This window comes from Sphingobacterium humi, from assembly GCF_009768885.1.
Taxonomy (GTDB): Bacteria; Bacteroidota; Bacteroidia; order Sphingobacteriales; family Sphingobacteriaceae; genus Sphingobacterium; species Sphingobacterium humi.
Map to the genome: position 1 here is coordinate 81,943 of NZ_WSQA01000011.1, position 18,201 is coordinate 100,143.

Below are 18,201 nucleotides of genomic sequence, written 5' to 3' on the forward strand. Positions count from 1 at the left end.
GGCTATTTTTAGGGTGGCCAGCAAACCCGAATACCTAGTTTCCAAAAGGCTATTATTTCAAGAAAACACGCATTTTACAGGAAGAAATAAGTAGGTTTGTAACATGACGAAAGGTACGCTTTATTTAATTCCGGTTCCTCTTGCGGAGGGGGCAGAACACGTTTCTTATACGCCTTTTCAATTGGAGTTGATTGATCATATTAAGGAATATATCGTAGAGAATGAAAAGACCGCACGGAAGTTCCTAAAGGCTGCGGGCTTGAAAACGCCACAACAAGAGCTTCGGATTCATGACTATGGAAAGCATGTACGCGATAAAGTGAACTATCAAGAGTTATTAGCGGGGGCATTGCGTGGGGAGGATATCGGCTTAATGTCTGAAGCCGGTTGTCCTGGCGTTGCTGATCCTGGAGCAGAGGTTGTATTCGAGGCCCACAAACGAGGAATTAAAGTAGTGCCTTTGATAGGCCCGAGTTCCATACTCTTAGCCTTAATGGCTTCCGGATTTAGTGGTCAGAATTTTAGCTTTATCGGCTATTTACCCATCGACAAAGGGGCTAGAAGCAAGAAAATAAAAGACCTGGAACAGGAAAGCCAGCGTGAAAAAAGAACCCAGCTATTTATAGAAACGCCCTTTCGTAACAATCAATTGCTTTCGGAATTACTGAAGAGTTGCAAGCCGCAAACTAGATTGTGTATCGCTTGTAATCTGACAGCTCCGGATGAGTACATCCGAACGCAGACTATTGAAAAGTGGCGATCGGAAACGGTAGACCTGCACAAGAAACCTTGTATCTTTTTACTATATGCAGGCTAGGGTGCAAACTAAAGCTGACGATTTGCTTTGAGAATTGTACCTTTGAGTGAAGTAGATTTCCTGAAAAGGATTTATGATTATATTGTAAAGCAGAATAAGATTACATGCCCGAAGTCCTCTCACCTGAACTTGCGGCGGAAATACAACGCCTCAGTATCTTTTTTTTAATCCTTGTCCTTGCGGTATGGATTCTATTTGCCATGACCGTGAGGAATACCCTCAAATTAATTTCCAAGGAAAACCAAGCAATATTACCCAATCAGGTTTGGTTTCTGGCGGTTCCATTATTTAATATCTACTGGAACTTTGAAGTGGCCCGCCGACTTTCCTATTCCTTGAACAATGAGTTTTTCGATCGGAAGATTCCCGTAGAGAATAACCCGGCCTTAGGCGCAGGGATGACTTACGCCTGGTCTTTCCTGATTTATAGTTTTCCATTTCCTTTGTTTTGGAAAATGCTAGGGATGATCGTTAGTATTATCTATTTTATTTCCTATTGGTATAAGGTTAATCAGTATCGGGTGTTACTATTGGAACACAATAAATGGCGGGAAGAACAGTTAAATAAGCATGCAAACAATGAAAATTAAAGATATTACCCAGTTTTTGGAGGGGCTTGCACCCTTAAATTACCAGGAGAGTTATGATAATTCAGGCTTATTGGTTGGCGATCCGAATCAGGAAGTCAGCAAAGCCTTAATATCCTTGGATTGTACCGAAGAAGTGGTAGAAGATGCCATTCAAAAAGGCTGTAATCTAATTATTTCGCATCACCCCATTGTATTTTCAGGTTTAAAAAAGCTGAACGGAAAGAATTACGTAGAGCGAACAGTCATCAAAGCTATTAAGAACAATATCGCCTTGTATGCCATTCATACCAATCTTGATAATATTGAAGGCGGTGTGAGTTCTAAAATGGCCGATACCTTGGGTTTAGAAAACCAAGCCATCTTACGTCCTAAACAAGGTTTGCTGAAGAAATTAGTGGTTTATGTGCCACGCACGCATGTTGATGAAGTACGTGCTGCCCTATTTGACGCTGGAGCAGGGCATATCGGCGATTACGATCAATGCAGCTATAACACTGCAGGATACGGAACTTTCCGTCCCTTAGAAGGTGCAAATCCAAGCATTGGATCTGTAGGAGCGCAAGAGCGTGTTGAAGAAACGAAGATAGAATTGATTTATCCAAGTCAATTGGAGCGGCAGATACTCGTGGCGATGTTTGCTTCTCATCCGTATGAGGAGGTTGCCTATCATATTATTACCTTAGATAATACCCATTCCTATGTAGGTTCGGGTGCTATTGGCAATCTTCCAGAACCAATGGAAGCATCTGCATTTTACGCCTTATTAAAAGATAAATTCAAGCTAAAAGTTATTCGTCACACCAAATCTTTGGATAAACCTATCAGTAGAGTGGCGGTATGTGGCGGGGCAGGAGGCTTTCTATTAAGCGATGCGATTCGCTCGGGCGCTGATATTTTTATTACTGCCGATTACAAGTATCATGAGTTTTTCGATGCCGAAGGGAAAATCATCATTGCAGATATCGGACATTTTGAAAGTGAACAATTTACCCAAGAATTATTATTAGATATAATTCAGAAAAAATTTGCTAACTTTGCTGTCCTATTGACGGAGATAGACACAAATCCTATAAATTACTACAGTTAATGGAACAAACCGTAGAACAAAAACTAAAAGCATTATGGGCTTGGCAATCGATCCAAACCCAAATCGATAAAATTCGCCAGGTGCGTGGCGAGTTACCTATTGAGGTAGCAGACCTTGAGGATGAGATCGCAGGTCTTGATACACGTATTGAGAAGATTCGTAATGAATTGGACGAATTGGAGGATTCTATTGTGAAGCGTAAGAACATGATCAAGGATTCGCAAACCGCCATCAAAAAATACGAAGCTCAATTAAACGAGGTTAAGAACAACCGTGAATACGACGCTATTTCTAAAGAAATTGAAATTCAAGGCCTAGAGATTCAGGTATGTGAAAAACGCATCCGTGAAGCTGAGTTTGAAATCAAGAACAAAACAGAATCGTACGAAGCGACCTTGAAGAATGTTGATTTCAGCAAAGCAGAATTAAACGGTAAGAAAGAAGAGCTTGAAAACATCACTTCTGAGACTCAAAAAGAAGAGGATCAATTAATGAAGGGTGTAGAAGAGGCAGAAAAGAACATCGAAGATCGTTTGTTAAAAGTGACAAACAAGCTTCGCAGATCTTTCCGCAACGGTTTAGCTGTCGTTTCTATCGAACGTGATAGCTGTTCCGGATGTCACAACAAGATTCCACCTCAATTACAATCGGAAATCCGTCAGCGCAAGAAAATCATTATTTGTGAGCACTGCGGACGTATCCTTGTGGATGAAGAAATCGCAAATGAGGAAGCATAAGCTTCTTTAACCATATTGAAGAGCCAGACCTAGTCTGGCTTTTTTTATGTGGTTTTAGCAAGAAATGCTGCTCTTTTAGCAAATATTAGCAAGATTAGCAGAGAATTGTAAAACTATTTAGACATATAGATAGAGCCAGAAAATTAATTTATCTTCGAGGACTATTTATACACAATTATTATAAACAGCTCTTGATTATATGCTAAAACATTTATTAACCGTTCTCGCCCTAGCAGCGACAAATGTTAGTTTTGCTCAAACCACAGGAGAAACCCTCCTCCTCAGACACCCCAGCATTTCCGATCAGCATGTTACCTTCGCCTACGGCGGAGACATCTGGATTGCCGACAAAAACGGACAGCATCCGCGCCGCCTGACGGTTAATCCTGCTGTCGAGCGGAATCCTATTTTTTCACCGGATGGTTCCTTGATTGCATTCAGTGGTAATTACGACGGGAATACCGATGTGTATGTTGTATCCATTCATGGTGGCGAGCCCAAAAGAGTTACCAATCACCCGGCTTCCGAGATGATTCGTGGCTGGTTATCGAATGATGAATTGTATTTTTCGACCGTGCGGGAATTCGATTATTCCTTAGGATCACGCCTATACCGCGCTAAATTGAACGGCGCTTTAGATAAGCCGCTTATGATGCCGGAAGCAACCCAGGGCTCACCATCTGCTGATGGACGCTATTGGGCTTATATTAAAAACACCGATCCTACCGATCGTGAAAACGTTGCTTTTAAGCGCTATAGAGGGGGCGGTATGCCGTCCATTTGGATCTTTGACACCAAGACCCAAGACATCCAGGTTGTACCTGGTGAGCGTTGTAATGACGTGAAGCCATTATGGTTAGGCGATAAGGTATACTTCCTATCCGACCGCGATAAGATTGTCAATGTCTTCAGTTATGATGTAAAAACCAAAAAGGTAAGCAAGTTAACCAACTTCACAGATTACGATGTCCGTACTTTACAGGGCCGTGGCCAGGAGTTAGTCTTCGAGCAAGCCGGGAAAATCCATTTATTGAACACCAACACAAACAACCAGCAAGCTATTGCCATTCATTTGAATGCAGATGCTGTTTACAAGCGTCCTCGCTATGTAGAGATGATGTCGTCGGTGCGTGGTTGGAATATTTCCCCAACCGGACAGCGGGCTTTATTTGAGTCGCGTGGAGAAATCTTCTCCGTGCCGAAGGAGAAAGGGGATGCCCGCAATATTTCCAATGCGCCTGGTTCTCATGAGCGATTCCCAGCTTGGTCGCCGGATGGTAAATGGATATCCTATTTATCTGATAAAAACGGACGCTATGAGTTGGTTTTGCGTGATCAGAAAGCGATGGATCAACCTACCTATCTTAAACTAGGCGATTCCAACTTCTATTTTCAGCCTGTATGGTCGCCAGATAGCAAGAAGCTCTTCTTTAACGATGCGCATTTAAACTTGTACTATATTGATATTGCTTCCAAGCAGATTACCAAGGTGGCCGATGATTACCAAGGCTCGCATACGGGAAGATCATACAATCCTTTCCAGCCAAACTGGTCCTTCGATTCCAAGATGATTGCCTATAACAAGGTACTTCCGAATGGGGTTAATGCGGTATTTATCTATAACCTAGATACCAAGCAATCGCAACAGATTACCGATGGGATGAGTGCAGTTAGCCAGCCTGTCTTTACGCGCGATGGCAAATACCTGGTATTCAATGCCAGCACGAATATTGGCCTTACGAACTCCGGATTGCATATGACCGCTTATGATCGTCGTCCGGAATTTAACAGTTATGCCTTTATTTTGTCCAGCGAAACGCCTTCCATCTTCAAAAACGAAAGTGATGAAGAGACGGTAAAAACAGAGGCTCCAGCGAAAGAAGAGCCTGCAAAGGACAAAGACAAAGCAACAGCCAAGAAAAAGGATAGCAAAAAGGATTCTTCCGATAAAGATAAAGCTGCCGAAAAACCGAAAGAAGCCGTGAAACTGGTAAAGGTTGACTACGAAAACCTGAATAACCGTATCGTAGCTTTGCCGATTCGTTCCGGAGCTTATGCCTTCAATGGCCATGTAGAAAACATGCTGATCTACATGCGCGATGGAAATATCTACGCCTTAGATCTCAATAAATTAGAAGAAAAGACGCTGGTTGAGAATGCTTCCGGCTTCGGTATATCTGCAGATGGCAAGCAAATGCTCTACGGCAATCGCCAAGGCTTTTATATTGTAAATGCCGGTCAGAAGCCTGCAGGCGACTCCGGTAAGCTGAAAACCGATAATATCAAGCTACAGGTTGATCCTGCTGCTGAGTGGAATCAGATCTTCAACGAAGTATGGGCCATGCAGAAGGAGTTTTTCTATGTAGAGAACATGCATGGTGCAGATTGGGATGCCGTTCGTGCGAAATACGAGAAGTTCCTGCCTTATGTCAATCACCGTTCTGACTTAGGTTATTTACTTAATGAAATGATGGGCGAGTTGGTTGTTGGTCATAGCTACATTACTCCGGGTGATGAACCTTCAGCACCGTCGGTTTCTACCGGTGTATTGGGGGCAGATTATGCCATCGAAAACAACCGCTATAAGATCAAGAAAATCTATAACCGTTTAGACTGGAACCCATCCTTCAAAGCGCCATTAGCCGAACCATGCTTAAATATTCGTGAAGGCATGTATATCCTGGCTGTGAATGGGAAAGAGCTGACGGCAGATATGGATATCTACAGCTTGTTTGATTATACCGTAGACAAGCAGATCTACCTAAAAGTAAATGATAAACCAAGCCTTTCAGGCGCCCGTGATGTCATTGTTCGCCCGATTGCATTCAGCGATGAAATAGGACTACGTCGTCAGGAATGGGTAGAGCGGAATCGCAAGAAAGTAGACGCCTTGAGTAACGGGCAAATTGCCTATGTCTATATGCCGAATACCGGTCGTGAGGGGTATACCTCTTTTAACCGTTATTACTTCTCGCAAATGGACAAGAAAGCCCTGTTATTAGACGAACGTAATAATGGTGGTGGTTCGGTAGCCGATTATGTGATCGATCTATTATCTCGCGAGCTTATTGCGGGTTGGGGAATACGCGATGGCAAAAGCTTTACCACACCAGGAAACGGAATCTTCGGCCCTAAAGCCATGATTATTAATGAAAATGCAGGCTCCGGAGGCGATATGATGCCTTATATGTTCCGTTTCAAGAACCTAGGCAAGTTGGTTGGCCGCACCACCATGGGTATTTTGGTTGGTATTTCCGGTTACCCACCGTTGATCGATGGGGGTGGAGTTACCGCGCCAAACTTTGGGGTTTTCGATTTAAAAGGAAACTACATCATCGAAAACGAAGGGGTAGCACCAGACATCTTTGTCGAGCAAACACCAAAAAACTTATTGCAAGGAAAGGATCCACAGTTAGAGCGTACCGTACAGCTTTTACTGGAGGAAATGAAAACCTATCCATACCAAGAATTGAAAAAGCCGGCAGACCCTGTCCGTGTAAATTAACAAAAAGGCCCCGACAATTGTTGGGGCTTTTCTTTTAATGGGGCGAAAACCTTATTTTTGAAGATGCTTATAGAAATTTGGTCCGACATCATGTGTCCCTTTTGTTATATCGGGAAGCATCATTTTGAAAGCGCATTGCGCTCGGTAGACTTTGCTAACGAGATAGAAGTTCAGTATAAAAGTTATCAGCTAAACCCAGAATACCATTTTATTCCCGGGGAGACTGTATTTTCCATGCTGAGAAAGTCTAAAGGCATGCCGGAAGCACAGGTGCATGAAATGACCGCCCATGTTGTAGAAATGGCCAAACATGTCGGCCTAACCATCGATTTCCAAACGAATATTCCGGCCAACACCTTCCTAGCGCATTGCTTAATTCACTTTGCAGCAACGCAAGGAAAAGGTACGGCCATGAAAGAGCATCTTTTTGAAGCACATTTTGTAGAAGGCAAAAATATAGAGGATGTAGATACCCTGGTTGACCTTGCTGTTTCTGTAGGTTTTGATGCCAGCCAAGCCCGTGAAGCCCTTAGCGATGAACGCTATGCTTACGAAGTGAAGCAAGACCTGCAGGAAGCCCGTCAAATCGGTATCCGGGGGGTTCCATTTTTCTTGTTCGATCGCAAATATGCCGTTTCTGGCGCGCAGCCAACGGCCGCTTTTGTAGAGGTATTGGAGAAAAGCTTTGGCGAGTGGAAAAGTAAAAACCCAAGCATCCAGCATTTGAACGAACAGGATGGAGGTGCCAGCTGTGGCCCTGATGGCTGCTCGATTTAACCCTAGCCCCTATGCACGAAAGCAAACCACATTCACCTTGGTTATCCCTAATTACTTTATTGGGGCTTACATTTTTTGGAGCCATTGCCTCCCAGCTTATTCTGATCTTGGCCTTTACCCTGATTACTGGGAAGCTTGATTTGGCAAGCTTGGCATCGCCTATTTTGCTTGCCGAAAACAATAGACCAATGCTCTATCTGTTATTGGGGGGAAGCAGTTTAGGGACATTTTTGTTCCCTGCCCTGCTATTACAACGTATCGAGCGCTTTCAATACCAATATTTCCCGCAACGAAAGGCGGGTTTAACCGCTTTCCTAGGGCTCAGCTTTTTGTTTTTAATGGCCTTCAGTCCACTCATGGAGCTGATTAGCCTGTGGAACATGGATATGAAGCTACCCGGCTCTATGGAAGGGGTAGAAACTTGGATGAGAACCCAAGAGGATGCCATGGGCAACTTGACAAAAAGCCTGGTGATGACCGATGGTTTCGGAAATCTCATGACCAACCTATTGGTAATGGCTGTTATTCCAGCCATTGTAGAGGAGTTTTTCTTTCGTGGCGCCCTACAGAACATTTGCTTTCGGCTATTCAATAATCAGCATGCCGCTATCTGGCTCACCGCGATTATCTTTTCGGCCATCCACGTACAGTTCTTTGGCTTCTTCCCCCGCATGATCTTAGGCTTAGTCTTTGGTTATGCCTTCGTGTGGACCAAGAACATATGGGTTCCTGTGTTTGCCCACTTCGTCAATAATGCCACCGTAACCATTATGGCCTTTATTTTCCATGCGCAAGGCAAAACCTTCGAAGACCTGCAACGCACAGAAGCCTATTCGCCTATTATTTACCTAAGCAGCTTTATTCTAGCCTTGCTTATTGGTTATTATTTCTATAAAAAATCATTAGCTGTAAATCATTCCTATGAATCCGAACTGGACTAAAATAAAGGTTTTTACCAATGCCCTGCAGGGAGAAATTATTAAACAGATGCTCGTTGAAAACAATATTCCAGCAGTATTGCTTAATAAACAAGATTCATCCTATCATTTTGGTGTAATCGAACTATATGTCGATAACGAACATGTGTTGGAGGCCACGGCCTTAATGGATAGTTTCAATGATGAAGAAATAACGCATGAAGACTAGAGCAATTACCGGTTTATTTTTTGTTATTGTACTGGTGCTGGCCACCTTGTTGAACGCAACGGTTTTTGCGGCCTTCTTTGGCTTATTAGGCGTATTGGCCGCCAGAGAGTTTTTCCTAATCTGTAAAAGCGAAGAGGTTCAGCCACTATTGGTTTTGGGCTTGCTGAGCAGCGCGGTATTAGCCGGCCTGGTCGGCGCAAATCAATTGGGATACCTTGCCAATAAATACCTGTGGCTTGTTTTGCCGCTCTTATCCTTCATTGCTATTGCTTCCCTTTATTTAAAACGCCCAAAGCCCTTTCACGATATTGCTTATACCTATCTTGGAATTTTCTATGCCTGTGTGCCTTTTTTATTCTTTGTAGGCCTGGGCTTTATTCAAGGAACCTTTAATCCTTATATTCCCTTAGGCTTTCTGATCATCTTATGGTCTAACGATACAGGAGCATACTTGGCCGGCCGTGCCTTCGGGAAACATAAATTATTCGAACGAATAAGCCCTAACAAAACCTGGGAAGGATTTATCGGTGGCATTGCCCTTGCGGTATTAATCGCCCTTAATTTGGAACAGTATTTTGGATCTTTGCCGAAATGGCAATGGGCGACGGTAGCCCTGATTATCGGGGTATTCGGTACCTTGGGCGATTTGGTGGAATCTATGCTAAAACGCAACTTAGGCATTAAAGATTCCGGACAGATTCTTCCCGGCCATGGCGGTTTCCTAGATCGCTTCGACGGACTCCTGATTGCGGCACCCTTGGTATTCTTAGCACTTACTTTAATCTAATCGGAAATGAACATTGCTCCAGCTACCTTTGATTTTTTAGCCCAGCTGAAAGAAAATAACAATAGAGAATGGTTTCAAGCCAATAAACCAGCCTATGAGGCGGCTTTGAACGATGTGCTCCAGTTTATTGAAGGCATCATTAAACGCTTATCGGAGGTCGACCCACATATCAACGAAGAGATTCAAGCTAAAAAATGCCTGTTTCGCATCTACCGTGATGTTCGTTTCTCTAAAAATAAAGACCCCTATAAATCCTGGTTTGCTGCGGGTATTTCCGTTGATGGGCGTAAGCTTGCCGGACCCGAATATTACATTCATATCGAACCGGAAGGCACCTTTTTAGCTGTTGGCTATTGGCGACCAGAGAAACAGCATTTAGAAGCCATCAGGCAAGAGATCGACTACAGCTCGGCCGAGTTGTTCAAAGCCCTAGAAAAGGGCGGCTGGAAGGCTGAAAATCTATCGCAAGAAGATAAGTTGAGTCGTCCACCAGCAGGCTATGGGGCCGATCATGAACATATAGACCTTTTAAAGCATCGCAGCTTTATTCTACAGAAAAACCTAAGCCGCAAGGAAATGGAAAGTCCGAAAGCCTTAGATCGGGTTATCGCAGCTTATGAAAGCATGATCCCCTTTAAGCAGTTTATCCATATGGCCCTAGATCAATAGGGAAGGCTTATTTTCCCCATACATACAGCAGGCGAATCTTTAATTTGGGTCACATGGCTCGGATCGCCCGCAAGTGTTTCATTGGCCAGTATGGCAAATAAGCAGGCTTCTTTCGCATCGGGATTCAAGTTCAACACCTGAAAGGATTCCACTTCGCCGGGAAATGCCTCCTGCAATTGACGGTATAGCATAGGGTTGTGCAAGCCGCCGCCACTCACATAAATCTTCTTATTGGCTAATCCTACGCTTGCGCGTTGAATTCCTGCTCTAATGGTTTCCGCAGAAAAACGGTTTAAGGTAGCCATCAAGTCGGGCACAGTGAGGTTTGTGCTTTGGGATGCCGCTTGGCATTGTGCCACATAGTCTAGGTTAAACAACTCGGGGCCGGTGGTTTTGGGAAAGCCCAAAGCAAAAAACGGATGCGCCATTAAGGTGGCTAACAATTCTTGATGGATCTGCCCCGCAAGTGCTACTTCGGCATTGCGATCCATTTCTTGTTGATACTCACGATGCATCAATTGGTTCATCAAGGTATTGCCGGGGCCTAAATCGGTAGCATAGGCTTTCGCGGAAGTACCCAATTGAGGCAGAAAGGTGAAATTGGATATTCCACCAATATTTAGGAGAAAGCGGTTTTCTTGCGCTGAACTAAAGAGCAGGTAATCGCCATATGCCGCTAGGGGAGCACCCTCACCGCCGGCAGCAATATGTTTTTGACGGAAATCGCTCACACAGATAATGCCTGTTTTCACGGCGATATGGTCGCCATCGCCAATCTGTAAAGTACTGTTCGGGTAGGAACTATCATGAGTGAGGGACTGTGGCGCATGGAATACCGTTTGGCCATGCGAAGCAATCAGGTCGATGTCTTCGGTTTGCAGGTTCCACTTAGCGAAGGCCTGCAGGATAAGCTCGGCATGGTAACTGCCCACATAGGCATTCAGGCCACTAAGGCTTTGCTGATCGATGGTTCTTTTGGCAAAAACTTGTCGAATACCATCCCGAAAAGCATCATGATAGTCTAGGGTATCAAATTGAAGCAGCTCCAACTGACTTTGGGTACCAGCACCGGTAATTCGGCATAAGGCCACATCCAAACCGTCGAGTGAAGTGCCCGACATTAAACCTAGAATTAATCTTTCTTCCTTTTGGCCAATTTTAGCCAGTTTGGCGATACTCTTGTTCATCGTATAAAAATACATTTAAATTTGTAATCTCCTTTCTTAATCCTATTTTTGGGGAAATAGAAAAACGAAAAAAACATGAATTTTCCTTCTGAATTAAAATACACCAAAGATCACGAATGGATTCGTGTAGAGGGTGATGAAGCAGTTATCGGTATTACAGACTTCGCACAACGCGAGTTAGGCGATATTGTATTTGTAGACATCAATACAGTAGGTGAAGAAGTGGCTGCAAACGAAGTATTCGGAACAATTGAAGCTGTAAAAACGGTATCTGATTTGTTTCTCCCTGTGACAGCGACCGTATTGGAAGTAAACGATGCTATCGATGCATCCCCGGAATTAGTAAACACTGACCCTTATGGTGAAGGTTGGATTATCCGTGTAAAATTAAACAACCCTGCAGACGTAGATGCTTTATTATCTGCAGAGCAATACCAATCTGAAGTAAACGCGTAAGCTGTTAAAACGGCAATAATACGCTGAGATAAGAAAGTCCATAGCATGGCAGACAAAAGCCCGATATTTTATCGGGCTTTTGTTGTATTGGGAGAGGGGGTGATAACGTTTTTTCATCGCTTTTTGATCAGTTTGTCATCGTGCTGTCATCGTGAGCGGAGTTGAACGACTGGTACGTCAGTACTGGTAGTACGTTATAATGCGCTTTGTGCAATATTTTCCAACAAAACTTTTCTGTAAAGAGCTAATAATAAGTGTGATATATATGATTGATTGCACTGACGTACCAATGGTTCGACTCCGCTCACGATGACATTCCTTCCTCTCCATTTTCACTACCCCACCTTTCTCTTTTCTCCTCCCTTTCTCACCCCTTTCTCACCCGTATCAATCCCCTTAGCAATAGGCTGTGAAAGGAATCTAAAAAGCAAGTAAATAGCTCCAAGAAAAAGCCATAGCAAAAGCTTTCTCCTACCAACGTATACCCACAAAAAAATCCGCATCAATAGACGCGGATTCTAATCGTTTATGAAATATTTTTAATGGCTTATTTTGGGGTATTTGTCACGGCTACCTCTGATAGAACCTTTTGCCCTTGAATAGACATATCCATTTTAATCGTAGCGGTTTTGGTAAAGTGGGTTTTCTCGTCTAAGGTATAATTTGCTAAATAATCACCTAATTTTTCACTGGTTTCAGAAAGCACTTCGCCTTTAGACTCAATTACATAGCCATCTGCTGTTTTTCCTACATATTTGTTCAGCATCTTCACGAGCATGCCCGCGTTTTCTACTTGAGATTCCCAGGTTTCACCCGGGTTTACCGCCTTGTCAGGGTAGCTGGCCGTGATTCCCATGTTTTCAAAAGGGTTGCTGGAAGGGCCATCCTCCTCGTTTTCCTGTTGAAAATTCAACAGTTCTCCTTTTGCGCTCATGTTCATCGTGATCTTTTTACCGATTAACTTATCCATCTCGCCGGCAAGCATTTTAGACATTTCATCGTCCGAAGGATTCTCTGAGTCGTAGCTCATGGTCATCATACCCGCGTCCATATCCACCTTTACAGCGTTTGTTATCGACTGGAACGTAAAGTTACCGCCTTCTTGTTTGGTGTTGGTTAGGGTGTTTTTAACCACCATATCCATAATCATACTTTGCGCGCCATCAAGGTCGGTTTTCATAGTCGTTACAGATTGGTACGCGCTATTTAAAGGGACATTGATTTTGAAATTTACCTGTTGTGCTTTACTGGAAAGTGCGGCTGCGGAGAGTACGAAGATTAATAAGATCTTTTTCATAAATAAGGATTTCTAAGGGATCCATTTTATTGATGGTTTAGCCCGTGATTTTGTCGAAAATACAAATTATTTCCCATAAAAAAAGCCCTCGAATTTTCGAAGGCTTTCAATTTTTATAGCGTTTGTTCTTACTTTTTAACGTAAGATACTTCTTTTACGGCTTTCACTACTTTCGCGATGCTAGGTAAAGATGCTTCTACCAAGGTAGGAGCATAACCCAAAGGCACATCAGCAGATGTAACACGTATAACCGGTGCATCTAAATAATCGAAGGCATGTTTTTGTACATGGAAGGTGATTTCTGAAGAGATGGACGCTAGAGGCCATGCTTCTTCAACAATAACCAAGCGGTTTGTTTTCTTCACCGATTCGATAATTGCAGGGAAATCAATAGGGCGTACGGAACGTAAGTCGATCAATTCTGCTTGGATTCCTTCTTTTGCTAATTCTTCAACGGCAGGGATAACCACACGTGGCACCATTTTACCGAAAGAAACGATCGTCACGTCCGATCCTTCTTTTACAATATTTGCTTTACCGATAGGTAAGTAGTATTCTTCTTCAGGCACTGGTCCTTTATCGCCATACATCACCTCAGATTCCATGAAAATAACCGGATCTGGATCGATGATACAAGACTTCAATAAACCTTTCGCATCGTAAGGGTTGGAAGGAACCACCACTTTAAGACCAGGCGTATTGGCGAACCAATTTTCAAAGTTTTGCGAGTGTTGTGCACCTAATTGTCCGGCATTTCCTGTAGGACCGCGGAAAACAATAGGCACGCTGAACTGACCACCACTCATTTGGTGAATCTTTGCTGCAGCATTGATAACTTGATCGATTGCAACTAAAGAGAAGTTGAAGGTCATGAACTCAACGATAGGCTTTAATCCGTTCATCGCTGCACCTACACCAATCCCTGCAAAACCAAGCTCTGCAATAGGTGTATCGATAACGCGTTTGGCTCCAAATTCGTCAAGCATGCCTTGGCTTACTTTGTATGCACCGTTATATTCAGCGACTTCCTCGCCCATTAAAAAAATTGTCTCATCTTTGCGCATTTCTTCGTTCATTGCTTCACGAAGTGCTTCTCTGAATTGTATTTCTCTCATCAGTATAGGAATAGTGTCTTTTTTAGATACGCAAAAATACTATAATTTCTTAATATTAGGTAGGGTGTAAGCACTATTTTGTAGCGAGCACGGCCCTAGCGGGTAAATAATCACAAAATTATGACGCTTGTTGGCGGCAAAACTCTTGCAACCATTGGTTTAGGTTAAGCAGTGCTTTGGGGATATTCCAATGTGCGGTATTGCGGCTTTCAATATAGTTTGAAATGGCGCGAACTTGAATTGCGGGCATTTGAGCTTGTTTTGCGGCATAAAAGAAGGCCGCGCCCTCCATGCTTTCCAAACTTCCGGGTGCTAATTGGCTGCTAACTTGGGCGATATGTGCGGCGCATCCGTGAACCTTGTTTACTGTGATCGCTGAGGTAGCGGGCAAATTGAGGTAAGTTGCCGGTAAAGGTAGACCTTTGTAATGGGCGAAAAAGCGAGACTCGCCAAAGCCCAGTTCTTCAATGGAGATAAAAGCCTGTTCGTTTTCGGCACCCAGTTGAAAGAGCTGATCTTCTTCGATCCGAAACAAACGGCCTAAGGATTCCTGCTGATCGAAAGTTCCGGCAATACCCACATTCAGCAAGAGGTCGTAGGGTTGCTGCGCCAGACGTTGGCCCAAGGCAAATGCCGTGGCCACCATGCCTACCCCTGTAATCAGGTAATCAATTCCCTTTTCTTCTAAAAATGAGATAGATTCTGCGATTTCTGGGGCTGTTGCTGCAACGATAAGAATTTTCATATGGAATAAGGATAGGTGCTAATTTACATTTATTTCATTTATCTTTGTACTATGATTTATATTACACGACGCGAACGATTTAATGCTGCCCACAAGCTGTATCGTGAAGATTGGTCTCTCGAGGAAAATGAACGCATTTTTGGGAATTGTTCGAATCCGAATTGGCATGGCCATAACTATGATTTGTTTGTGACCGTGAAAGGACATGTTAATCCCGAAACCGGCTTTCTGATTGACCTCAAACGCATGAAAGAAATTATATTGACGGAGGTTGTTGATAAGCTGGATCATAAGAACGTAAACCTTGATGTGGATTTTATGAAAGACAAAATGGCCTCTACCGAAGTCATTGCAATCGAGATCTTCAACATCTTAAAACCGTTCTTTGAACAGGAGAATGTCATCTTGCATGCGATTCGCTTGCATGAAACCGAAAACAATTATGTCGAATACTTCGGCGAATAACCCTACAAGGCTCGTATAAAATGAATAATATGCATGATTTTGACCATGCCGAACAAGACGGCTACATCAAGATAGACCAATACAATGGTAAACAAGTGGAGCGCATTGCGGCGCACTATACAGATATTTTAGACGCAATTGGCGAGGACCCGAATCGGGAAGGGCTAATTAAAACCCCTGAGCGTGTGGCCAAGGCCTTGCAATTCTTAACGCACGGTTATGATATTGATGCGGCTGCGGTTTTGCGTAGCGCCATGTTTGAAGAGGAATATAGCCAAATGGTGGTGGTAAAAGACATTGAAGTGTATTCGATGTGTGAACACCACATGTTGCCCTTCTTCGGGAAGGCCCATATTGCCTATATCCCCAATGGCCATATTGTTGGCTTAAGCAAGATTCCGCGTGTAGTGGATATTTTTGCACGCCGTTTGCAAGTGCAAGAACGCTTGACCAATGAAATTCGCGACTGTATTCAGGAAACTTTAAAGCCCGCTGGTGTTGCGGTGGTGATCGAGTGTAAGCATATGTGTATGGCGATGCGTGGGGTGCAGAAACAAAATTCTGTAACTACTACTTCAGCTTTTACCGGTGCTTTTCAAAATGATGTGACCCGCTCGGAATTTTTGCGCTTAATTACCGCTTCTTTGGATTAGTTTCGAATGTAAAGAGATTGAAAACCCGCCTAAAAAGCGGGTTTTTTATTTGCTTGTTACTTCTTAATGTGTTGTGTAACAAGCGTTTGTGATAAATATCATTGTGATATAAACTCTGAATGTTTATCTTTGCGCAGTATGTTTGAAGATGTAGAGCGTTTAAATTCCTATTTGGAGAATACTACCGACGAGGAAAATGCGTTGTTAAAAAGGGTCAATCGGGAGACGTATCTACGCGAGACCATGCCACATATGTTGTCGGGGCATTATCAGGGAAGGGTACTTTCCATGTTAAGTAAACTGCTTCGTCCGCAATTGGCGCTTGAAATCGGAACCTTTACAGGTTATGCTACCTTAAGCTTGGCAGAAGGCCTGGAAACAAACGGGGTTTTACATACCATCGATATCAATGAAGAGCAAGAAGAACGCGTTCAGGGATATTTTGATGAATCGGAGTTTGCCCAGCAGATTGTTTACCATATTGGCGACGCTGCGGAGGTTATTCCAACCATTGAAGGTCAGTTTGACCTGGTTTTTATAGATGCTGACAAGAAAAGGAATCTCTATTATTATCAGGAACTTATTGACCGTGTTCGACCAGGAGGTCTCATCTTAGTAGACAATGTCTTATGGAAAGGCAAGGTTTTTGATGAGAAGCCCGATAGTCAGACAAAACAAGTCATAGAATTAAATCAAACACTGGCGAGTGACCCTCGGGTAGAGAAATTAATCCTCCCGATACGTGATGGGCTTTTTGTGCTACGCAAAAAGTAGTGTCAAACTAAAACAGGTTTTATGCTAAAACATTGTAGAAAGATTTTTATGGTATGTATACTTACCGTAATTACAGCTTTTAGCTTGCAAGCGCAAGACTACACCACAAAGACGTATATTGAGAAGCACAGCAACGCTGCGCAACGCCTTATGCGCGAAACAGGAGTGCCGGCATCCGTTATTTTAGCGGTCGCCATTCATGAAAGTGCCTACGGCAACAGCCGTATCGCGCGGTACTTGAACAACCACTTCGGGATAAAAGGAAAGAACAACAGTAAGAAAATCCGCTCGGCTTATAAGGGCTATGGTTCGGTGTTAGATTCTTATCGTGATTTTGTAGGGCTTCTACAACGTCGTAAGGCTACACAACCGCTCTTTGACAAGCACGGCTCCGATGATTACAAAGCCTGGGTGAAAGGAATCGCTCGTTCGGGCTATTCGGAAACCGGCGATTGGTCGCGGAAAGTGATTTCTACAATTGACAGGTACGACTTAGAGAAGTACGACGAGAAGATAAATCTGAATTAATCGCATTGACGAAATGATAAGGAGATTGTTATTGGCCAGTATTGTATTGGCCATATTTTTTGTTTCATGTGGAACGAAACGCAGTACCGTCCTTAAAAACCCCTCTTCCGGACAGACAGGATCAAGCCATCGCCCAACGGTCAGCAATAAGCCTGCCGTGTCGGGATTGTCGTATATAGAGCGTTATAAGGGCATTGCTATTGAGGAGATGAATAGGTATGGCATCCCCGCCAGTATCAAATTGGCGCAGGCGCTACTGGAGTCTGGCAATGGCAATTCATACCTAGCAGTGAATGCGAACAATCACTTCGGAATTAAATGTGGTGGCACCTGGAACGGAAAGTCTGTAAACCGCCCCGACGACCATGTGAACGATTGTTTCCGTGTGTATGAAAACCCGGAGCAATCCTTTAAAGATCACTCTCAATTTTTACTTCGAAAACGCTATGAGGGTCTTTTCACGCTTCGAAAAGACGATTATAAAGGCTGGGCACGCGGACTTAAAGCCGCAGGTTATGCCACCAATCCGCGCTATCCGGAATTACTCATCGATTTAATTGAACGCTACAACCTGCAGCAGTATGATGTGGCCGAGCGTCCTGTGGAGGTTATTGCGCGAGCCGAGAAGGTAGAGGAAATTATTGAAGAGAAAGCCGTGGAAGAACCGGCCGTAAAAACAGAAGAAATTAAAAAGCCCGTAGCCATGCTAATCCATGAAGTAAAGGCTTCGGATACCTTATATGCTATTGCCAATCGTTATAAAGTTACTGTAGCTATGCTAAAAGAGCTCAATGGGCTAAGCGGGGATACGCTTGCCGTTGGACAGCTGCTTGTCGTATCAAAATAGTTACAGAGGCTATTAAAAG

At 43.5% G+C, this 18,201-nt stretch carries 20 protein-coding genes; 16 read left to right on the forward strand and 4 right to left on the reverse strand.

The annotated features are described in order from the left end of the window. Positions 1 to 103: 103 nt before the first annotated feature. From GQF63_RS14260 to GQF63_RS14305, 10 genes are all read left to right on the forward strand, one after another. Positions 104 to 817, forward strand: a complete 714-nt coding sequence (locus tag GQF63_RS14260; protein WP_160369918.1) for an SAM-dependent methyltransferase — start codon at positions 104 to 106, stop codon at positions 815 to 817. Between the two features lie 104 nt (positions 818 to 921). After that, positions 922 to 1,407, forward strand: a complete 486-nt coding sequence (locus GQF63_RS14265; RefSeq protein WP_160369919.1) for a hypothetical protein — start codon at positions 922 to 924, stop codon at positions 1,405 to 1,407. Beyond that, a complete protein-coding gene (locus tag GQF63_RS14270) occupies positions 1,397 to 2,494 on the forward strand; it encodes a Nif3-like dinuclear metal center hexameric protein (protein WP_160369920.1) in 1,098 nt (365 codons plus the stop codon). The genes GQF63_RS14265 and GQF63_RS14270 overlap by 11 nt, the downstream gene beginning before the upstream one ends. Continuing rightward, entirely contained in the window at positions 2,494 to 3,231 is a 738-nt protein-coding gene (locus GQF63_RS14275; protein WP_160369921.1) for a zinc ribbon domain-containing protein, read from the forward strand. The genes GQF63_RS14270 and GQF63_RS14275 overlap by 1 nt, the downstream gene beginning before the upstream one ends. A 199-nt stretch (positions 3,232 to 3,430) precedes the next feature. Further along, positions 3,431 to 6,736, forward strand: a complete 3,306-nt coding sequence (locus GQF63_RS14280; RefSeq protein ID WP_160369922.1) for a S41 family peptidase — start codon at positions 3,431 to 3,433, stop codon at positions 6,734 to 6,736. A gap of 63 nt (positions 6,737 to 6,799) precedes the next feature. Continuing rightward, entirely contained in the window at positions 6,800 to 7,513 is a 714-nt protein-coding gene (locus GQF63_RS14285) for a DsbA family oxidoreductase (protein WP_160369923.1), read from the forward strand. Positions 7,514 to 7,524: 11 nt separating this feature from the next. Beyond that, positions 7,525 to 8,454 (forward strand): CPBP family intramembrane glutamic endopeptidase, encoded by a 930-nt coding sequence (locus GQF63_RS14290; protein ID WP_160369924.1) that lies wholly within the window; start codon positions 7,525 to 7,527, stop codon positions 8,452 to 8,454. Then, on the forward strand, positions 8,435 to 8,659 hold the full coding sequence (locus GQF63_RS14295; RefSeq protein WP_160369925.1) for a putative signal transducing protein: 225 nt from the start codon (positions 8,435 to 8,437) through the stop codon (positions 8,657 to 8,659). Before GQF63_RS14290 ends, GQF63_RS14295 begins: the two co-directional genes overlap by 20 nt. Continuing rightward, entirely contained in the window at positions 8,649 to 9,446 is a 798-nt protein-coding gene (locus tag GQF63_RS14300) for a phosphatidate cytidylyltransferase (protein ID WP_160369926.1), read from the forward strand. The genes GQF63_RS14295 and GQF63_RS14300 overlap by 11 nt, the downstream gene beginning before the upstream one ends. 6 nt (positions 9,447 to 9,452) lie before the next feature. After that, positions 9,453 to 10,115 (forward strand): DUF2461 domain-containing protein, encoded by a 663-nt coding sequence (locus tag GQF63_RS14305; RefSeq protein ID WP_160369927.1) that lies wholly within the window; start codon positions 9,453 to 9,455, stop codon positions 10,113 to 10,115. On the opposite strand, the gene GQF63_RS14310 is transcribed toward GQF63_RS14305, so the two are convergent. Next, positions 10,109 to 11,302, reverse strand: coding sequence for an anhydro-N-acetylmuramic acid kinase (locus GQF63_RS14310; RefSeq protein ID WP_160369928.1), 1,194 nt, complete (start codon positions 11,300 to 11,302; stop codon positions 10,109 to 10,111). The genes GQF63_RS14305 and GQF63_RS14310 overlap by 7 nt on opposite strands. Positions 11,303 to 11,377: 75 nt before the next feature. Here GQF63_RS14310 and gcvH point away from each other — a divergent pair, with 75 nt between their 5' ends. Next, positions 11,378 to 11,758, forward strand: a complete 381-nt coding sequence (gene gcvH / locus GQF63_RS14315; protein WP_160369929.1) for a glycine cleavage system protein GcvH — start codon at positions 11,378 to 11,380, stop codon at positions 11,756 to 11,758. Between the two features lie 547 nt (positions 11,759 to 12,305). Here the strand turns inward: gcvH and GQF63_RS14320 are convergent. The 3 genes from GQF63_RS14320 to mqnB all read right to left on the reverse strand — a co-directional run bounded on the left by GQF63_RS14320 (position 12,306) and on the right by mqnB (position 14,915). Further along, complete coding sequence (locus GQF63_RS14320; RefSeq protein WP_160369930.1) at positions 12,306 to 13,055, reverse strand: DUF6263 family protein; 750 nt, start codon at positions 13,053 to 13,055, stop codon at positions 12,306 to 12,308. Positions 13,056 to 13,183: 128 nt separating this feature from the next. Beyond that, positions 13,184 to 14,170, reverse strand: a complete 987-nt coding sequence (locus GQF63_RS14325; protein WP_160369931.1) for a pyruvate dehydrogenase complex E1 component subunit beta — start codon at positions 14,168 to 14,170, stop codon at positions 13,184 to 13,186. A 118-nt stretch (positions 14,171 to 14,288) separates the two neighbouring features. Continuing rightward, positions 14,289 to 14,915 carry a futalosine hydrolase gene (gene mqnB, locus GQF63_RS14330; protein ID WP_160369932.1) on the reverse strand — a complete coding sequence of 209 codons (627 nt, stop codon included), beginning with the start codon at positions 14,913 to 14,915 and terminating at the stop codon, positions 14,289 to 14,291. A 51-nt stretch (positions 14,916 to 14,966) separates the two neighbouring features. On the opposite strand from mqnB, the gene GQF63_RS14335 reads away from it, so the two are divergent. The 5 genes from GQF63_RS14335 (at position 14,967) to GQF63_RS14355 (ending at position 18,182) form a co-directional block, all read left to right on the forward strand. Beyond that, on the forward strand, positions 14,967 to 15,380 hold the full coding sequence (locus GQF63_RS14335; protein WP_160369933.1) for a 6-pyruvoyl trahydropterin synthase family protein: 414 nt from the start codon (positions 14,967 to 14,969) through the stop codon (positions 15,378 to 15,380). Positions 15,381 to 15,400: 20 nt separating this feature from the next. Beyond that, positions 15,401 to 16,033 (forward strand): GTP cyclohydrolase I FolE, encoded by a 633-nt coding sequence (gene folE / locus GQF63_RS14340; RefSeq protein WP_160369934.1) that lies wholly within the window; start codon positions 15,401 to 15,403, stop codon positions 16,031 to 16,033. A 138-nt stretch (positions 16,034 to 16,171) separates the two neighbouring features. Continuing rightward, on the forward strand, positions 16,172 to 16,807 hold the full coding sequence (locus tag GQF63_RS14345) for an O-methyltransferase (RefSeq protein WP_160369935.1): 636 nt from the start codon (positions 16,172 to 16,174) through the stop codon (positions 16,805 to 16,807). Between the two features lie 21 nt (positions 16,808 to 16,828). Next, on the forward strand, positions 16,829 to 17,335 hold the full coding sequence (locus GQF63_RS14350) for a glycoside hydrolase family 73 protein (protein ID WP_160369936.1): 507 nt from the start codon (positions 16,829 to 16,831) through the stop codon (positions 17,333 to 17,335). Between the two features lie 13 nt (positions 17,336 to 17,348). Continuing rightward, a complete protein-coding gene (locus GQF63_RS14355) occupies positions 17,349 to 18,182 on the forward strand; it encodes a glucosaminidase domain-containing protein (protein ID WP_212592592.1) in 834 nt (277 codons plus the stop codon). Positions 18,183 to 18,201: the final 19 nt, after the last annotated feature.